15 protein-coding genes are annotated in these 15,301 nt (G+C 71.0%); 5 read left to right on the top strand and 10 right to left on the bottom strand.

What is annotated here, in order from left to right; all coding sequences use genetic code 11:
- Positions 1-111: 111 nt before the first annotated feature.
- A complete protein-coding gene (locus IE325_RS34000) occupies positions 112-1,239 on the bottom strand; it encodes a glycoside hydrolase family 6 protein (protein ID WP_190074036.1) in 1,128 nt (375 codons plus the stop codon).
- A 172-nt stretch (positions 1,240-1,411) separates the two neighbouring features.
- On the opposite strand from IE325_RS34000, the gene IE325_RS33995 reads away from it, so the two are divergent.
- A complete protein-coding gene (locus IE325_RS33995) occupies positions 1,412-2,098 on the top strand; it encodes a DUF5995 family protein (protein WP_190073966.1) in 687 nt (228 codons plus the stop codon).
- A gap of 120 nt (positions 2,099-2,218) precedes the next feature.
- Positions 2,219-3,148 carry an LLM class F420-dependent oxidoreductase gene (locus tag IE325_RS33990; protein WP_190073965.1) on the top strand — a complete coding sequence of 310 codons (930 nt, stop codon included), beginning with the start codon at positions 2,219-2,221 and terminating at the stop codon, positions 3,146-3,148.
- Between the two features lie 14 nt (positions 3,149-3,162).
- Here IE325_RS33990 and IE325_RS33985 read toward each other — a convergent pair whose 3' ends face one another.
- Positions 3,163-4,866 carry a flavin monoamine oxidase family protein gene (locus IE325_RS33985; protein WP_190073964.1) on the bottom strand — a complete coding sequence of 568 codons (1,704 nt, stop codon included), beginning with the start codon at positions 4,864-4,866 and terminating at the stop codon, positions 3,163-3,165.
- Between the two features lie 41 nt (positions 4,867-4,907).
- Entirely contained in the window at positions 4,908-5,696 is a 789-nt protein-coding gene (locus IE325_RS33980; protein ID WP_190073963.1) for a carbon-nitrogen hydrolase family protein, read from the bottom strand.
- A 301-nt stretch (positions 5,697-5,997) separates the two neighbouring features.
- Here IE325_RS33980 and IE325_RS33975 point away from each other — a divergent pair, with 301 nt between their 5' ends.
- On the top strand, positions 5,998-6,540 hold the full coding sequence (locus IE325_RS33975; protein ID WP_190073962.1) for a Repetin: 543 nt from the start codon (positions 5,998-6,000) through the stop codon (positions 6,538-6,540).
- Here IE325_RS33975 and IE325_RS33970 read toward each other — a convergent pair.
- The 6 genes from IE325_RS33970 to IE325_RS33945 all read right to left on the bottom strand — a co-directional run bounded on the left by IE325_RS33970 (position 6,509) and on the right by IE325_RS33945 (position 13,389).
- Entirely contained in the window at positions 6,509-7,708 is a 1,200-nt protein-coding gene (locus IE325_RS33970; RefSeq protein ID WP_190073961.1) for an MFS transporter, read from the bottom strand. The two genes, IE325_RS33975 and IE325_RS33970, sit on opposite strands and share 32 nt — an antisense overlap.
- A gap of 120 nt (positions 7,709-7,828) precedes the next feature.
- Complete coding sequence (locus IE325_RS33965) at positions 7,829-9,247, bottom strand: HAD-IA family hydrolase (RefSeq protein WP_190073960.1); 1,419 nt, start codon at positions 9,245-9,247, stop codon at positions 7,829-7,831.
- A 51-nt stretch (positions 9,248-9,298) separates the two neighbouring features.
- The gene (locus tag IE325_RS33960; RefSeq protein WP_190073959.1) at positions 9,299-10,381 is read right to left on the bottom strand and encodes an ABC transporter ATP-binding protein; all 1,083 of its coding nucleotides are present in this window, start codon (positions 10,379-10,381) and stop codon (positions 9,299-9,301) included.
- A gap of 25 nt (positions 10,382-10,406) precedes the next feature.
- A complete protein-coding gene (locus IE325_RS33955) occupies positions 10,407-11,249 on the bottom strand; it encodes an ABC transporter permease (protein ID WP_190073958.1) in 843 nt (280 codons plus the stop codon).
- A complete protein-coding gene (locus IE325_RS33950; protein WP_190073957.1) occupies positions 11,237-12,235 on the bottom strand; it encodes an ABC transporter permease in 999 nt (332 codons plus the stop codon). Before IE325_RS33950 ends, IE325_RS33955 begins: the two co-directional genes overlap by 13 nt.
- Positions 12,232-13,389, bottom strand: coding sequence for an ABC transporter substrate-binding protein (locus IE325_RS33945; RefSeq protein WP_190073956.1), 1,158 nt, complete (start codon positions 13,387-13,389; stop codon positions 12,232-12,234). The genes IE325_RS33950 and IE325_RS33945 overlap by 4 nt, the downstream gene beginning before the upstream one ends.
- 225 nt (positions 13,390-13,614) lie before the next feature.
- Between IE325_RS33945 and IE325_RS33940 the strand changes: the two genes are divergently transcribed.
- Both IE325_RS33940 and IE325_RS33935 read left to right on the top strand, forming a co-directional pair.
- Positions 13,615-14,355: a GntR family transcriptional regulator gene (locus IE325_RS33940; protein WP_190073955.1), complete on the top strand. Its 741-nt coding sequence runs from the start codon at positions 13,615-13,617 to the stop codon at positions 14,353-14,355.
- Between the two features lie 77 nt (positions 14,356-14,432).
- Complete coding sequence (locus tag IE325_RS33935; protein WP_190073954.1) at positions 14,433-14,852, top strand: hypothetical protein; 420 nt, start codon at positions 14,433-14,435, stop codon at positions 14,850-14,852.
- Here IE325_RS33935 and IE325_RS33930 read toward each other — a convergent pair.
- Positions 14,845-15,297 carry an Lrp/AsnC family transcriptional regulator gene (locus IE325_RS33930; RefSeq protein WP_030947984.1) on the bottom strand — a complete coding sequence of 151 codons (453 nt, stop codon included), beginning with the start codon at positions 15,295-15,297 and terminating at the stop codon, positions 14,845-14,847. The genes IE325_RS33935 and IE325_RS33930 overlap by 8 nt on opposite strands.
- Between the last annotated feature and the right edge of the window lie 4 nt (positions 15,298-15,301).

Below are 15,301 nucleotides of genomic sequence, written 5' to 3'. Positions count from 1 at the left end.
GGGCGGACCTGTGCTGTCCACCGTGAGGTGACGCTTCCCGGTCGTGATCTCCGTAGCGTTCACGGCAGTTGGAGCGCATGGCCGTACAACCGCGGTCTGGTGACCTTACGGTCAGCGTGCCAGGTCGTAGGCGTACGACGCCGTGAAGGTCCCCGGGGTGCCCTTGCACCCGTCGGACTCGCCGGGGAGTTTGACCCACAGGTAGGCGTCGATGCGTGACTCGCCCGTGGCGAGCGTCGGCGCCCGGCCCAGCTTGCGGCCGGACGGGTCGCACCACTCGCCGTCGGCAGGAGCCCCGGCGCCGTTGCGGCTGGTGTCGATGACGGCGCCGAGCGAGGCGGGGCCGTCGAGGGCGTCGAGGACCGCGCGGTCGTGGGCGATCTCGTCGGGTGTGGCGTGGAAGTTGGAGACGTTGCTGAAGACGCCGTCGGAGGACGCGGTCGAGGCTGCGCCGGCCTGCCGCAGCCAACTCGCCTGCTTGCCGGGCGCGTTCCAGCCGGAGTGCCCGGCGTCGTAGTAGACGCGCGCCTTGGGGTTGGCCTGCTTCATGGCCCGGCCCGCACGGGCGAGGGAGGCGAAGCGGTCGGCGCGTGCCCCGGCGGAGAGGCACTCGGACTGGGCGATCGAGTCGGGCTCCAGGACGACGATGACATCGCCGGAGCCGAGCCCCGCGGCGAACCTGTCGATCCAGGCGTCGTAGGCATCGAGGCTCGGCGCCCCGCCCTCGGAGTACCCGCCGCAGTCGCGGACCGGTATCGCGTACGGCACGACCACCGGGACGCGCCCGAGCGCCGAACCGCCCGAGGTGACCGCGCGGACCCGGGCGGTGATGGTGTCCGGCGTGAAGTCGGCGAACCACACCGCGGCCGGCTGGGCGGCGATCCGGGACTCGATGACGGCGTGGCGCGGGTCGGCGGGGTTGTCGCGGACCCACTCGAGAACCTGGGAGTCGGGGTGGCGGTACAGGCGGCTGGAGACCACGGCCGTGCTCTGCTTCCTCTCGGCCCGTGTGGGCGTGGGGGTGGCCTTCTCCCGCGTCCGGGTGGGTGAGGCGGACGTCGGTGCGGGGGACCTCGTGACCGACGGGGAGGCGGACGGCAGGAGCGGCAGGGAATCCAGGCTCGGCGAGCGCGTCACCCGGGGCGGCCCGGCCTCGTCGGAGCCCCCGCGGTCGTCGAGCGCGGAGACCATCCCGGTGACCGCGCCGACGGCGACCACGACCGAGGCCGCCACCGCCATGACGCTCCGCCTGACGCCCCTGCGGCGCTCGGCCCGGCGTACGGCCAGTCGCTGGGCGCGTGAGCCTGGCACGGTCCTGCTCCCCCTCCCCCACAGCGAGCGCGTCCCCCGTTCTGGGGAAGCGCCGGGCCCGCCGACACTGCGGCCACCCTAAAGCTGGGACATTGCCCCCATGGCGCAATGCGAACAATTCACCACAGCCGTGGACGCGGTCATCTCCCGTATGCGCTCCCTTGCAGCGATGCTCCCCGAACGCGACGGTGTCGCCGTCTTCAACCGCGTCTACCTCGCCGTCACGGAGGAGGTCGACCGGCACATCGACGGCGGCCGGTTCCCGGACGCGCGGGCGGCGATCACGCTGGACGTGCGGTTCGCGGAGCGGTATCTCGCGGCGGTGGAGTCGTCCGACGACGAACGGCGTCCGCCCGCGTGCTGGCGGCCCCTGTTCCAGATGCGGCGCCATCCGGGCGTACGGCCGTTGCAGTTCGCGCTCGCGGGCATCAATGCGCACATCGGCCACGATCTGGCGCTGGCCGTGGTGGACGCCTGTCGTAGCCTCGGCTGCGAACCGGTCGAGCTGGAGGACGAGTTCGATCGTGTGGGTGACCTCCTCGTCTCGCTGGAGGAGCGCATCCGCGAAGATCTGATGCCGGGTCCCGATCTGCTCCAGATCGCCGACCCGATCACTCATCTGCTCGGCTCCTGGAGCCTGGAGCGCGCGCGGGACGCCACCTGGTCGTCGGCCCGGGCGCTGTGGGCGCTGCGCGGGTACCCGGAGCTCGCCGAGGAGTTCACCGAGCGGCTCGACGCGGCGGTGGGGTTCGCGGGACGCATGCTGCTCACGCCACTGGCGGACTGATCTCGGCCACACCCGCGCGGTACACCTGACCGACGCGGGTACCCGAGTTAAGTTGACGATTGAACCGTCAGTGACAGACCCGAACCGATCTGTGACGGACCGACGCAAAGGAGCGTACAGATGGCCCTTCGGCTGGGGCTCAGCCTCCCTCAAGCACAGCAGTACGACATCGGCCGTGACGTACCGGACGTCGCGCGCACCGCCGAGCGGATCGGCTACGAGAGCCTGTGGGTCTACGAGCGGGCGCTGTTCCCCGAGCCGCAGACCCAGGGCCTGTACGGCATCGAAGGGCTGGCGTGGCCCGACATGTACCGGGGCGTACCGGACCCCCTGGTCACGCTGACCCTGGCGGTGTCGGCGACCGAGCGGGCCCGGCTCGGCACCAGCATCCTGGTGGCGCCGCTGCACAACCCGTTCCAGCTGGCCAAGGCGCTCGCCACGCTGGACGCGGCGAGCGGCGGCCGGGTCGTGGCCGGCTTCGGCACGGGCTGGTCGCTCGACGAGTACGCGGCGGCGGGCGTGGCGCCGTTCGAGGAGCGCGGCAAGGTCCTCGACGAGATGATCGACGTGTGCCGGGCCGTGTGGGGACCGGACCCGGTGTCCTACGAGGGTCCGCACTCCAAGGTCGCCTCGGCCGTGGTGGCGCCCAAGCCCGCCCGGCCGATCCCGATCCTGGTGCCCACCAACAGCAAGAAGGCGATGGCCCGGCTCGTCGACCGCCTCGACGGGTGGATGCCGATCGCCATGGGCGCCGAGCAACTCACCTCGCAGTGGCGGCAGTTGCAGGATCTCGCGGCAGAGCGCGGACGCACCGAGCCGATCCAGGCCGTGGTCCGGATCAACGCCCAGTACAGCGCGAAGGCGTACGACGGCGGGGACCGCGCCGCGTTCCAGGGCAGCGTCGACCAGATCGTGGAGGACCTGGCCGCGCACGCCGCGGACGGGCTCGACGAGTTCTTCTTCGAGCTCCAGGGTCTCGCGCGCGACGCCCAGGAACTCAAGGACGTCGCCGCCGAGGTGTACGAGTCGGTGCGGGCCGCCGGACTCTGACGGCCCCGCCCGGGTCAGTCCTCGGGGAGCTCCACCGGCGCGATCTCGTCGTACACGTCGCCCGGGCCGGGGTTGGTCCCGTCCGTCGTGCCGCCGAGGTGGTGCATCACGCCCCAGACCGCGTTCAGCGCGGTCTGGACGGCGCCCTCGGCCCAGCCCGCCGTCCAGGAGATGTCGTCACCGGCGAGGAAGATGCCCCGCTTGTCCTCGGGCAGCCGGTCCTGCATGAAGTGCGTGAACAGGCGCCGCTGGTAGCGGTAGTGGCCGGGCAGGTTGGCCTTGAACGCGCCCATGAAGTAGGGCTCGTTCTCCCAGGAGACGGTCACCGGGTTGCCGATGATGTGCTTCCGGATGTCGACCTTGGGATAGATCTCGCCGAGCGACTTCAGCATGACCTCCATCCGCTCGTTGGCGGACAGCGGCAGCCACTTCAGGCTGTCGTCGCACCAGGTGTACGACAGGCAGATGGTGGCCGGCTTGTCCGGGCCGTCGTCCAGGAGGTAGGTGCCGCGCGTCATCCGGTCGGTGAGCGTCATCGACATGACGTCCCGGCCGGTCTCCTCGTCCTTGTCGAGCCAGAACGGCCGGTCGACGGGCACGAACAGCTTGCTCGACTCCATGTAGTGGGTGCGCTCGATCGCCGTCCAGTGGTCGATCGGGAAGAGCGAGTCGTCGCAGGCGATCTTCGACAGCAGCATCCAGGACTGGGCGGTGAAGATCGCCGCCGGGTAGGTGCGGATGTCGCCGTTCGCGTCGGTCACGGTGATCCGGTTGCCGGCGGCGCGGTGCAGCCGGGTCACGGCCGGGCGGGGCTTGCCGTCGACGTGCAGGGACTTGAGGGACGTCCCGTAGGCCCAGTGGACGATCTTCTCCGGCTCGCGCTCCCACAGCCGCACCGGCAGCTGCTGGGAGCCGCCGACGATGCCGCGGTGGTGGTCGTCGGCCTCGGTGTAGACGACGCGCAGGATCTCCAGGATGGAGTTGGGGAAGTCGGTGTCCCAGCCGCCGGTGCCGAAGCCGACCTGGCCGAAGATCTCGCGGTGCCGGAAGGACTTGAAGGACTCGGAATCGCAGAGGAAGCCGTAGAAGGTCTGGTTGTCGAGCTTCTCGACGAGCTTCGCCCAGATCTCGCGGATGCGCGGCACGTCCCGCTCGCGCATGGCCTGGTTCATGTCGGAGAAGTCGGCGCCTTCTTCGAGGCACTTGTTCCAGGCCGCGGCGACATCGCGATAGACCTGCGGCAGGTCGTCGATCGTCTCGGCGTAGTGCGACTCGCCCTTGAGGTCGACGACGGTCGAGGGCGTCGCCTCGGCGAGGGGGTTGGGGAACGGGCTGGTCTCCAGGCCCACCAGGTCGATGTAGTGCTGGAGCGCCGTGGAGGACGGCGGGAAGCGCATCGCGCCCATCTCGGCCGTCAGGCCCTCGGTGCTCGGGCCGTCGAAGCCGACGGTGCGCAGGCGGCCGCCGATCTGATCGGCCTCGTACACGACCGGCTTGAGGCCCATCTTCATCAGCTCGTACGCGGCGATGATGCCGGACAGTCCGCCGCCGATGACCGCGATCTCGGTGCCGTGCTCGGTCGCCGGTATCTGGCCGAGCCCCGCCGGGTGGGCGAGGAAGTCGTCATAGGCGTAGGGGAAGTCCGGGCCGAACATGGTGATCGGCGGCTGCTGCGGCTCGTCGGTGTGCTCGACGGCGTTGGGCACCATGGACGTCATGGGGTACGGACTCCTTGCAGATGAAACAGGGCGGGGCGGATTCAGATGAGGGACCCGTACAGACCGGGGCGGCGGTCCTTCAGATACGGGTTCGCCTCGCGGGAGGCGGCGACGAAGGCGGGGTCGACGTCGGCGAGGACGAGGTCCTCTTCACGGCCGGCCCGGGTGCGGGCGACTCCGTCGGGGCCGGCGAGCGTGGAGAGGCCGACGAACTCGAACTCCCCTTCCTGGCCGACCCGGTTGACGTAGGCGACGTACATCTGGTTCTCGAAGGCCCGCACCGGGATCATCGACTCGGCGACGAACTGGAACGGGTGCATCTGCGCCGTCGGGACGAGCAGCAGGTCGGTGCCGGCGAGGGCGTGGGCCCGGACGTTCTCCGGGAACTCGACGTCGTAGCAGATCAGGATGCCGACCCGGACGCCGTCGAGTTCGGCCTGGACGACCTGCTGCTCGCCCGGCGTGAAGTGGTCGCGCTCGAAGCAGCCGAAGAGGTGGGTCTTGCGGTAGTTGGCGAGCCGCGTGCCGTCGGCGGAGATCAGCTGGGCGGAGTTGAAGACGACGTCGCCCTCGCGCTCGGGGTAGCCGTAGACGATCGCCAGGCCGTGCTGGGTGGCGATCTCGGCGATCGCGTCCGCGCAGTCACCGTCGGCGGGCTCGGCGAGGCGGGCGATGTCGTCGCCGATCGCGTACCCCGTCAGGAACATCTCCGGCGCCACCAGCAGCCCGGCCCCCTCGGCGGCGGCACGACCGGCGGCCTCGTCGAGGACCTTGAGGTTCTCGACGGTCGAGCCGGGGCGGCCGGAGCTCTGGAGCAGGGCGGTGCGCATGCGTGTCCTCACCGGGGCGGAAGGGTGATTGTGGGGGCCATCTAGAAGGTACGGGCGGCCGACCGGGCCGGACAAGAAGGAGCCGTTGCGCGCCGGTGAGCGGTTTGTTGCGTCGGCCGTGGGTCCGGCGGCGATTCGTTGCGCGCCCCTTCGTGCGGAGGTCCCGTCCTCCTCGGAGTGGAGGGGCGCACGGGTCTCCCCGCCATGCGGCGGAGGCGGGGTCCCGTCCTCGGTGCGATGTGGTCGGGGCGCGCCGCCGCAACAGTAGTGGCTGTCCGGTTGACCTGCGGAAAGGACCGCCATGAACCGCCGTACGAAGACTGTCGTGCTGTGCTGTGCGCTGCTGCTGCTCACCGCCGGAACGGTCGGTCCCGCCGCCACCGCGACGGACGCGCCGCGGCAACGCGAGGCCGCCGCCCTCACCGGCACCGCCAAGCTGTACCGCTCGGCGGGCGACGACATCACCTTCTCGTTCGACGCGCATCTGGCCGCGAAGGACACCGCCGACCCGACGAAAGCGACCGGCACCTTCGAGTTCAGCCACTACCTGAACGGTGACGGCGCCCGGGCGAAGGCCAAGGTCGACTGTCTCGTCACCGGCGGCAAGGTGGCCGTCGTCTCCGGCGTGATCACCGACTCCGACCTGCCCGGCGCCGAGGGCAAGCGGGTCGGCATCACCGTCCATGACGCCGGCCACCGCGACCGGCTCGGCTACAGCTGGGCCGCCACGGGCAGCCCCGTCGAGACGAAGGAGCTGCCCAAGTGCGTCGGCTCCGCCCCCTTCGAGAAGGTGAAGAAGGGGACGGGCGACTTCACGGTCGTGCCGTGGCGGCCCGACTTCTAGCGAGCGCCAGAGCCGTCACCAGGTAGGGGATCGCCAGCACCGCGAAGACGGTGCTGTGGGCGGCATCCGTGCCGAGCAGGGCGTACCCGGCGAAGGTGACGACCGTCGCCAGCTCGGTGCCCAGGCTCGCCACCGAGGTGAGCGTGGCCCGCCGGGACTCGTCGATACGGTGCTGGAGGCGGACGTCGGCCAGCACCTCCGCCAGCTGGAACCCGGCGAAGGCGAGGCTCACCAGCGCGATCCCAGTCAGGGAACGGGCGGCGGCGCCCACGGCCAGGGCGAGGGCGCTGCCCGCGAGGAGCGCCGCGAGCCCGGTCGTGCCGAGGCGTTCGGCCGGTCCGGTCAGGAGGCTGCCGAGGGTGACGCCGGCCCAGATCAGCATGATCAGGTACGGCACGGTCGCCTCGGCGACGCCGATGTCCCGCACCAGCAGCGGGGTGTACTCGTCGAGCGCGCCCCACACGGCGGCGACGGCCGGGACCAGCAGCAGGGCGCCGCGCACCGAACGGTCCCCGCGGACGTCGGCCAGACCCGTCCGCAGGGTCGTCGCCCAGCCCCCGTCGTCACCGGTCTCCGGGCGCACGCGGTGCTCGGGGAACCGGGTCGCGACGGCGGCGGTCAGCACACAGGCCACGAAGCTCGCGGCACCGACCGCCGCATAGCCGCCCCGGGCGAAGACGGGTGCCGCGAGACCGATGGAGGACACGGTGCCCAGCAGCCGCGCGGCCCGGGCCCGGCCCATGACCCCGGCGTAACGCCCGGCCGCGCCCAGCCGGTCCAGTTCGTCGTACACCAGCGCCTCCAGCGCACCGGAACCGAGCGCTCCACCGGCACCCCACAGGATGAAGCCGACGGCGAAGGCCCAGTACGACGGGACGATCACCCACAGCGCGAAGCCGACGGCGGTGAGCAGCGGGCCGATCCACAGCAGCCGGCGCCGCGACACGGTGTCGGCCCAGGCCCCCGAGGGCACCTCCAGCACCACACCGGTGATCGACCACAGGGCGAACAGGGAGGAGATCTGCCAGAGCGACATCCCGGTGTCGGCGAACAGCAGCGCGTACACCGGGTAGAGCAGGACGAAGTCGTCCAGGAACGAGTAGCCGTACAGCGTGGTCGTCAGGCGTCGGACGCCGGTGGCGGGCACGCGTGCGGGTGTGAGTGTCATGAGGCCTTCCCGGAAGGGCGGTTCGGACGTCGTCGGAACGGCGTCCGAGGTGGCCCTCGGGAGGCACGGCTGGTGGATCAATGTCGCCAGGTCATGTCACCGATGGTAGGCGGATCCGGCTCATACGCGTAGCGAAAATGTGGTGATCACGGCCGCGTGGTCGGAGGGCCAGTCGTTGTGCTCGACATCCGGCCAGGGGCGCGGGTCGCCACTCACATAGGTCTCGGAGTCGACCACGCGCAGCCCCCTGTGCAGCACGTAGTCGATCCGGTCCTGGGGCTCGGGGCGTCCGCTGCCGTCCTCGTGCAGGGAGTGGATCGGCGACCAGGTGTGGCCCGGGTGGGTGGCCGGGTCCGGGTGGGCCTCACGGTAGGAGTCGCGCAGGCCGGCCTCCTCGGCGGCCTTGGTCACCGGCCAATCGACGTCCGGCCAGTCCAGGTGGGAGGGGCTGTTGAAGTCGCCGACGAGAACGGCTGTTTCCTCGATACCGCTCAGGGCGTCCCGCATCTGGGCGAGGCGCACGTCCTCGTGGGCCGCCGGATCACCATCGATCTCATAGGGCCCGTACTGCTTGTAGTCCAGATGGACCGTCCATACGTCGACCTCGACGCCCTCGTGCACACGGACCCGCACACCGGCCGCCCCGTAGAACCCGACGTCCGGGTCCCCGAAGCGGGCCGTGATCGGGTATCGGCTGATGACGCCGAGGTTCTCCCCCGCCCGGTGGTGGTACCAGCCGAGAGCCGCGGCAAGCTCCTCCGCGGCGGTGCCGTACGTCTCCTGGAGGCCGACCACGTCGACGCCGGTCTCGGCGATGACCTTGAGCTGCTTGGCCAGATGGTCGTGGACCTTGGTGCCGCCGTACCAGAGGTTCCAGCTCATGACGCGGAGGCGGTACGGCAGCAGGGTGCGCAGCAGCTGTGGGGTGACGCCCTCCAGGCTGTCGAGCACGGTCCGTCCGGGCGCCGGCTCGATCGGGGCGAGCGAGGGCACCGCGAGCACCGTGCACCCGGCCGCCTCGGCGGAGGCGACGCCGGTCTCGGTGTCCTCGACGGCCACACAGCCGGACGGGTCGACGCCCAGGACCCGGCAGGCGGCCAGATACGGGTCGGGGGCGGGCTTGGTGTGCTCGGTGTCGTCGGCGGTGACGGAGACGGCGAACCGGCTCGCGCCGCCCAGAGCCGCCAGGACGGTGTCGGCGACGGCTCTCGGGGACGCGGTCACCAGAGCCGTGGGGACGCCCTCGCGGGCCAGCGCGTCGAGCAGGTCGAGCGCGCCGGGGCGGGGGACGATGCCGGCGCGGACGCGGTCGGCGAACTCGCGGTGGAGCGTGTCGGCGAGGTCGGCGGCCGACGCGCCCATGGCCGTGGCCAGCCAGTCGGCGGTGTGCTCGACGGCCCGGCCGAGCACCTCCCCCTCGTCCGCCTCCGTCAGAGCACGGCCCGCGACCTGCTCCACCGCCTCCCACCACAGTCGCTCGGTGTCGACGAGCGTGCCGTCCATGTCGAACAGGACGGCTTGGAGCGGGAGTCGAGTCACGGTGGTCTCTTTCTTGCGTGGCGTGGGGTGGATCAGTGGGTCGTACGAGAGTCAGTGTCGGCGTTCGGCCACCAGCACCGGCCGCTCCGGCAGCGACACGCTCACCGCGGCGCCCGCGCCGAGCGCGGCCGTCTCGCGGGCGGGCAGGTCGGCCTTGACCTCGGTGCCGTCGGCGAGCCGTACGGTCAGCCGGGTGGTGGCGCCGAGGAACGCGGTGGCGACCACGCGCGCGTCGGATGCGTCGTCGGCGCGCACGGCCACGGCCTCCGGCCGTACCAGTACGTCGACCTCGGACACCGAGGGCGCGTCGCCGTCGACGGGCAGCCGTCGGCCGAGCACCTCGACACCGCCGTCGACGAGCGTGCCCGGGATCCGGCTCATCGTGCCGACGAACTCGGCGACGAAGGCCGTGGCGGGGCGGCCGTACAACTCGGCGGGCCCGGCGCACTGTTCGAGGCGTCCGGAGCGCATGACGGCGACCCGGTCGGCCATGGACAGGGCCTCCTCCTGGTCGTGGGTGACGAACAGGGTGGTGATGCCGAGCTCCTGCTGGAGCCGTCGGATCTCCTCGCGGAGGGTCAGGCGGACCTTGGCGTCGAGCGCCGACAGCGGCTCGTCGAGCAGCAGGACGCGTGGGCGCAGGGCGAGCGCGCGGGCCAGGGCGATGCGCTGCTGCTGACCGCCGGAGAGCTGGTGCGGGTACCGCTCGCCCTTGTCGGCGAGACCGACCAGCTCCAGCAACTCGGCGGCACGGGCGCGCCGTTCGCCGGTGCGCACCTTGCGCATGCGCAGCCCGAAGGCGACGTTGTCGAGCGCGCTGAGGTGCGGGAACAGGCTGTACGACTGGAAGACCATGCCGGCGTCGCGGCGGTGCGCCGGGACCCGGGTGACGTCCTCGCCGTCCACCAGCACCTCGCCGGAGTCGGGATGCTCGAACCCGGCGAGCATGCGCAGGGCCGTGGTCTTGCCGCAGCCGGACGGGCCGAGGAGGGCGAGGAGTTCACCGGGCCGTACGGCGAGGTCGAGGCCGTCGAGGGCGACGGTGTCGCCGAAGGCGCGGCGCAGGCCCCGGAACTCGACCGTGGCGGCCGTATCGACGGCGGCGGCCTTCGGCTGGGGTGCTGTGAGTGTCATCTTCCGGGTCACCTCTGGGCTCGGATCACTTCTCGGTGGTGGTCGGGGAGGGTGTGCGCCCGCCGGCGGCGGCGATGGCGAGGAGCAGCAGCCAGGTCACGAACAGGCTGAGGACGGACACCGCCACGGACATCTGCGCCTCTGAGCCGCCGATGCCGACGATCCAGACGGCGAAGGGCCGGAACTTCAGGATCTGGGCGACGGTGAACTCGCCGAGCACCAGTGCCAGCGTGAGGAACGAGGCGTTCAGCAGGGCCCCGCGCAGGTTGGGCAGCACCGCCCGGACCAGCGCCTGCGCCCAGCCGGCGCCGCAGTTGCGGGCCGCCTCCACCAGGGTGGGTACGTCGATCGACCGCAGGCCGGCGTCCAGCGCCCGGTACACGAACGGCAGCGCCATCACGGTGTAGGCGAGGACGAGTACGACGGGGAAGTCGGGGTTCTGGACGGCCACGAAGGTCTGGAACAGCGGGGTGGTCGAGAAGTACTCGGGCCCCCACTTCAGCACCGTGGCGATGCCCGCGACGAAGGCGATCGGCGGCAGGACCAGCGGCAGCGCACAGACGATCTCCACGACCGGGCGCAGCCGCCGCGCACCGAGGCGCAGGGCGACCATCGCGGGCACCATCAGCAGCAGGACCAACGCGATGGTGGCGGCGGCCAGTTCGAGGGAGAGCAGCAGGCTGGAGACGAAGCCTTCGGCGCCGAGGATCTGCTCGTAGACGTCGAAGTTCACCCCCTGGCCCGGTACGTCGACCGTGAAGATCACGGAAGCGGCGAGCGGCAGCAGGAAGTAGACCGCGGCGCACAGCAGGACGACACCGCGCCCGGGGCGGACCTTCCCGAAGCCGCGACCGGTCAGGCGAGCCATCGGGCACTCCGTCGTTGCAGGGGCAGGTACACGGCCATCACGAGGCCCGCCACCAGGACCATGTCCAGGCTCAGGGCCAGCGCGACGTTCTCCTGGCCGACCAGGACGTTGCCGGCGAGGGCGTCGGCGATCTGCAGGGTGACCAGCGGGATCGAGCTGCCGACCATGGCGGCCGCGGTGGCGTACGCGGCGAACGCGCTGCCGAAGAGCAGCACGAAGCCGCCGAGCAGCGAGGGGGCGAGCACGGGCAGCGCGACATGCCGCCAGTACTGGGCGTTGGTGGCGCCGTTGTTCCGGGCGGCCTCACGCCACTGGGTCCGCAGTCCTTCGAGCGCCGGGGTGATGGTGAGGACCATCAGCGGGATCAGGAAGTACAGATACGCCAGCGTCAGCCCGGAGAAGCTGTAGAGGCTCCAGCCCTTGTCGGTCAGGTCCAGGCGACGGGTGAGGAAGCCCGAGTTGCCGAGCGTGGCGACGAAGGCGAAGGCCAGCGGGACGCCGCCGAAGTTGGCGAGCACCCCGGAGGCGGTGAGCACGGCCTCACGCAGCACGCGGGAGCGTGAAGTCACCACGGCCTGCGCGAGAAGCAGCCCGCACACCACGCCGATCGCCGCGGAGAAGGCGGAGAGCTTCACGCTGCCGATCAGGGCAGTGAGATACGCGCCCTGCACCGAGGCGGTCACATTGGCCACCCCGTACGAACTGGCCCCCGTGACCGGGTCCTTGACGGTGAAGGCGCCGTCCAGCATGGCCAGGGCGGGGATCCCGAAGGCGAGCGCCACGAAGGCGAGCAGCGGGACGACGGCGAGCCCGCCCCCGACGCGGCGCCGCCGCCCGGAGCGGGCGGCGGGCGCGGCGGCGTCGGGGCCGGGGTGCGCGGAGGTGGCGGGGGTGACGGTCGTGTCGGTCGCGGTCGGGGTCGCGCCGGGCTCGGTCACATCGGTCGCGGCCGCCCCGGCATCCGTCGCATCGGTATCGGCCGTCATCCGGAGACAGCCTTGCCCCAGCCGGCGCCGAGGACTTCCTTGGCCTTGCCCTGCTGGGCCTCGGTCGGGAAGGCCGCCGTGCCCGAGACCTCGGGCAGCTTGGCCGCGGCGGTCTTGTCGAGGGTGCCGGCCTTCTCCATGGCGGGCATGAGGGCCGGGCGGGCGTACCCCTTGAGCCAGAGGTTCTGGCCCTCGGCGCTGTAGAGGTACTCCTGCCAGAGCCGGGCGGCCGCCGGATGCGGGGCGTCCTTGTTGATGGCCTGCGAGTAGTACTGGGAGAACTTGCCGTCGGCGGGGACGGCGACCTTCCAGTCCAGGCCCTTGGACTTGAACTCCTCCGCGTATCCGGCGTTCAGGTAGTCCCAGTCGATGGTGATGGGCGTCTCGCCCTTCTCGACGGTGGCCGGGGTCGACTCGACCGGCGTGAAGTTGCCGTTCTTCTTCAGTTCGGCGAAGAAGTCGATGCCGGGCTGCAGGTCGTCGAACGAGCCGCCGTTCGCCAGGGCCGCCGCCCACACCCCGGCGAAGGCCGAACCCGACTTGGTGGGATTGCCGTTGAGCGCGACCTGGCTCTTGTACTGCGGCTTCAGCAGATCCTTGAAGGTGGCCGGGCACTTCTTGACGCGCTTCGCGTCACAGCCGATGGAGATGTAGCCGCCGTAGTCGTTGTACCAACGGGCCTGCGCGTCCTTCTGCGCCGCCGGAATGTCGCCGAACGACACCACCTTGTAGCTGGCGAACAGTCCCTGCTGGGCCCCGCTCAGCGCGAACGACTGCCCGAGGTCCAGCACGTCGGGCGCACGGTCCTGGCCCTTCAGCGTGGTGACCGCGCTGATCTCCTCCTGGCTGGACCCGTCCGGATTGTCGACCTCGACCTTGATGCCGTACTTCTTCTGGAAGCCGTCGATGAGGGCGCCGTAGTTGGCCCAGTCACGCGGCAGGGCGATCGCGTTGAGCTTGCCCTCCTTCTTGGCCGCCTCGACCAGCTTGTCCATGCCGCCGAGGTCGGCGGCGGAGGTGGCGGTGGCGGCGTTCTTGCCTTCGGCGGTGGTGGACGCGTTGTCGGGGGCGGCGCCACAGGCGCTCAGGGCGAGCGCGGCGACAACGGCGAGGGCACCGCCGAGGGCGGCGTTTCTCGGCACGGAAACGGACACGGTTTCTCCAGGGGACGCGCGAGGGTGCAGGAGGATCTTGCCCAGGAAAGATCTCGAACTTGTCTGAACAAGTTGGCCCCAGTAGGCCCGCCGATGGTGACACGTCGGTTAACACTGGCGAAAGCCTCAGCCCTGAATTTCTGCACACTCCCCACGACACGGATCACTGGACGGTCTCGATTAGGCTGGTCACGCTGTGCACAGCAACCGACTCAGAGGGGAAGCATGACGGCGCGACACGAGGAGATCGCCGACGAGCTGCGCCGGGCGATCGACCGCGAGGAGTACACGGTCGGCTCCCTGCTGCCGGCCGAGACCGACCTCGCGGCCCACTACGGCGTCTCACGCGGCACGGTCCGTCAGGCCGTCGCCACCCTGACCGCCGAGGGCCTCATCGGCTCGCGCCAGGGCGCCCGCCGCGTCGTGCTGGCCAGCCGCCGCAGCCAGAGCTTCGCCGAACTGCGCAGCTTCGCCCAGTGGGCGAACGCGATGGGCCGGGAGGCGACCGGCCACGTGGTCACCCAGGAGTACCGCCCGGCGACGAAGGAGGACGCGATACGCCTCCAACTGACCGCCGGTACCCCGGTGTTGCACGTACTGCGGGTGCGCGGCCTGGACGGCGAACCGGTGCTCCTGGAGCGCACGGTCTACGCGGACTGGATCTCCCCGGCCGTCGAGGCGATAGAGCCCGAGTGCCCGTCCGTCACCCAACGCCTGTACGACGACACGGGGTTGGTCTTCGCCTACGGCGAGCACGTCATCGACGCGGTGTCAGCCGGCGCCCAGGACGCCGAGTTGCTCGGCATCCGCCGCACCAGCCCCCTCCTGCGGGTACGACGCGTGACGACGACGCGCGAGGGCCGCCCCGTGGAGTGGTCGGACGACCGCTACCGCTCGGACGCGGTGAGCTTCAGCGTGCACAACTCGATCGACAACAACGCCCTGGCCCGCAAGACGGCGGACTGAGCCCCTCCCCCGAACGGCTATCGGCCTCCACCTGCCGGAGGAGGCCACGGCACGGACGGCCGGGCGAGACTTCCCCCATGGACGCCACCGAGATCCCGGCCCTGCCGTTCGTCGACGAACACACGACGCTCGTCGAGGCGAACACCGACGCCGTCTGGCACGAACTTGGCGCCTTGATGACCGGCTCCCGGGGCTTCCGCGTGGCGGTGTCGATCCCTGGCAAGGAGCTGGCCTACGTGGGCCGCCATCCGTTCTCGACGTACGCCCTGCTCTTCCACCTGGACAAGACGCCCCGGGGCCGCACTCGTCTTCGGGCGGAGACAAGGGCGAGGTTCCCGGGCCGGGCGGGCACCGTCTACCGAGGGCTCGTCATCGGTACCGGCGCCCATGCACTGGTCGTCCGGCACATGCTGAAGAAGGTCCGCAAGAACGCCGTCCAGGGGCGCGGGGAACTGCGCGACAAGCCCCCACCCAGCCGCAGCCGAAAGACTACGTAGGCGACCCAGAAGAGAACCGCCGCAACAAAGGCGAAAGCACCAGCACGGACTTCGTCCGCTCCACGAACGGCTCCCCGGCGATCCGCTCAAGCACCCGCTCGAAATGCCGCATGTCAGAGGCGAAGACCTGCACCACCGCATCCGCCTCACCGGTGACGGTCGACGCGGCCACAACCTCCTGATACCGCTCGAGCCCCCGCCGAATCGTCTCCGGCGAGGTGTTGTGCCGGCAGTAGATCTCGACGAACCCTTCGGTCTCCCACCCGAGGGCGGAGGGATCCACCCGTACGGTGAACCCGGTGATGGCTCCGGTGGCGCGCAGCCGGTCCACGCGCCGTTTCACGGCGGGCGCGGACAGGCCGACGAGTTGCCCGATGTCCGCGTAGGAGCGGCGGGCGTCCTCGGCGAGGGCGTGCACGATGCGTTCGTCGAGATCGTTCAGCACTGCG

Source organism: Streptomyces lanatus (assembly GCF_014655715.1).
In the GTDB taxonomy this organism is placed as follows: Bacteria; Actinomycetota; Actinomycetes; order Streptomycetales; family Streptomycetaceae; genus Streptomyces; species Streptomyces lanatus.
The sequence above is the reverse complement of the archived record's forward strand: the minus strand, read 5'-3'. Positions and strand labels throughout refer to the sequence as shown.

What these genes read in the sequence shown, in the direction of transcription:
- IE325_RS33970 (WP_190073961.1), bottom strand. Translation starts at nt 7,708, where the DNA reads ATGACACTCACACCCGCACGCGTGCCCGCCACCGGCGTCCGACGCCTG.
- IE325_RS33935 (WP_190073954.1), top strand. Translation starts at nt 14,433, where the DNA reads ATGGACGCCACCGAGATCCCGGCCCTGCCGTTCGTCGACGAACACACG.
- IE325_RS33985 (WP_190073964.1), bottom strand. Translation starts at nt 4,866, where the DNA reads ATGACGTCCATGGTGCCCAACGCCGTCGAGCACACCGACGAGCCGCAG.
- IE325_RS33995 (WP_190073966.1), top strand. Translation starts at nt 1,412, where the DNA reads ATGGCGCAATGCGAACAATTCACCACAGCCGTGGACGCGGTCATCTCC.
- IE325_RS33950 (WP_190073957.1), bottom strand. Translation starts at nt 12,235, where the DNA reads ATGACGGCCGATACCGATGCGACGGATGCCGGGGCGGCCGCGACCGAT.
- IE325_RS34000 (WP_190074036.1), bottom strand. Translation starts at nt 1,239, where the DNA reads ATGGCGGTGGCGGCCTCGGTCGTGGTCGCCGTCGGCGCGGTCACCGGG.
- IE325_RS33940 (WP_190073955.1), top strand. Translation starts at nt 13,615, where the DNA reads ATGACGGCGCGACACGAGGAGATCGCCGACGAGCTGCGCCGGGCGATC.
- IE325_RS33960 (WP_190073959.1), bottom strand. Translation starts at nt 10,381, where the DNA reads ATGACACTCACAGCACCCCAGCCGAAGGCCGCCGCCGTCGATACGGCC.
- IE325_RS33980 (WP_190073963.1), bottom strand. Translation starts at nt 5,696, where the DNA reads ATGCGCACCGCCCTGCTCCAGAGCTCCGGCCGCCCCGGCTCGACCGTC.
- IE325_RS33990 (WP_190073965.1), top strand. Translation starts at nt 2,219, where the DNA reads ATGGCCCTTCGGCTGGGGCTCAGCCTCCCTCAAGCACAGCAGTACGAC.
- IE325_RS33955 (WP_190073958.1), bottom strand. Translation starts at nt 11,249, where the DNA reads ATGGCTCGCCTGACCGGTCGCGGCTTCGGGAAGGTCCGCCCCGGGCGC.
- IE325_RS33975 (WP_190073962.1), top strand. Translation starts at nt 5,998, where the DNA reads ATGAACCGCCGTACGAAGACTGTCGTGCTGTGCTGTGCGCTGCTGCTG.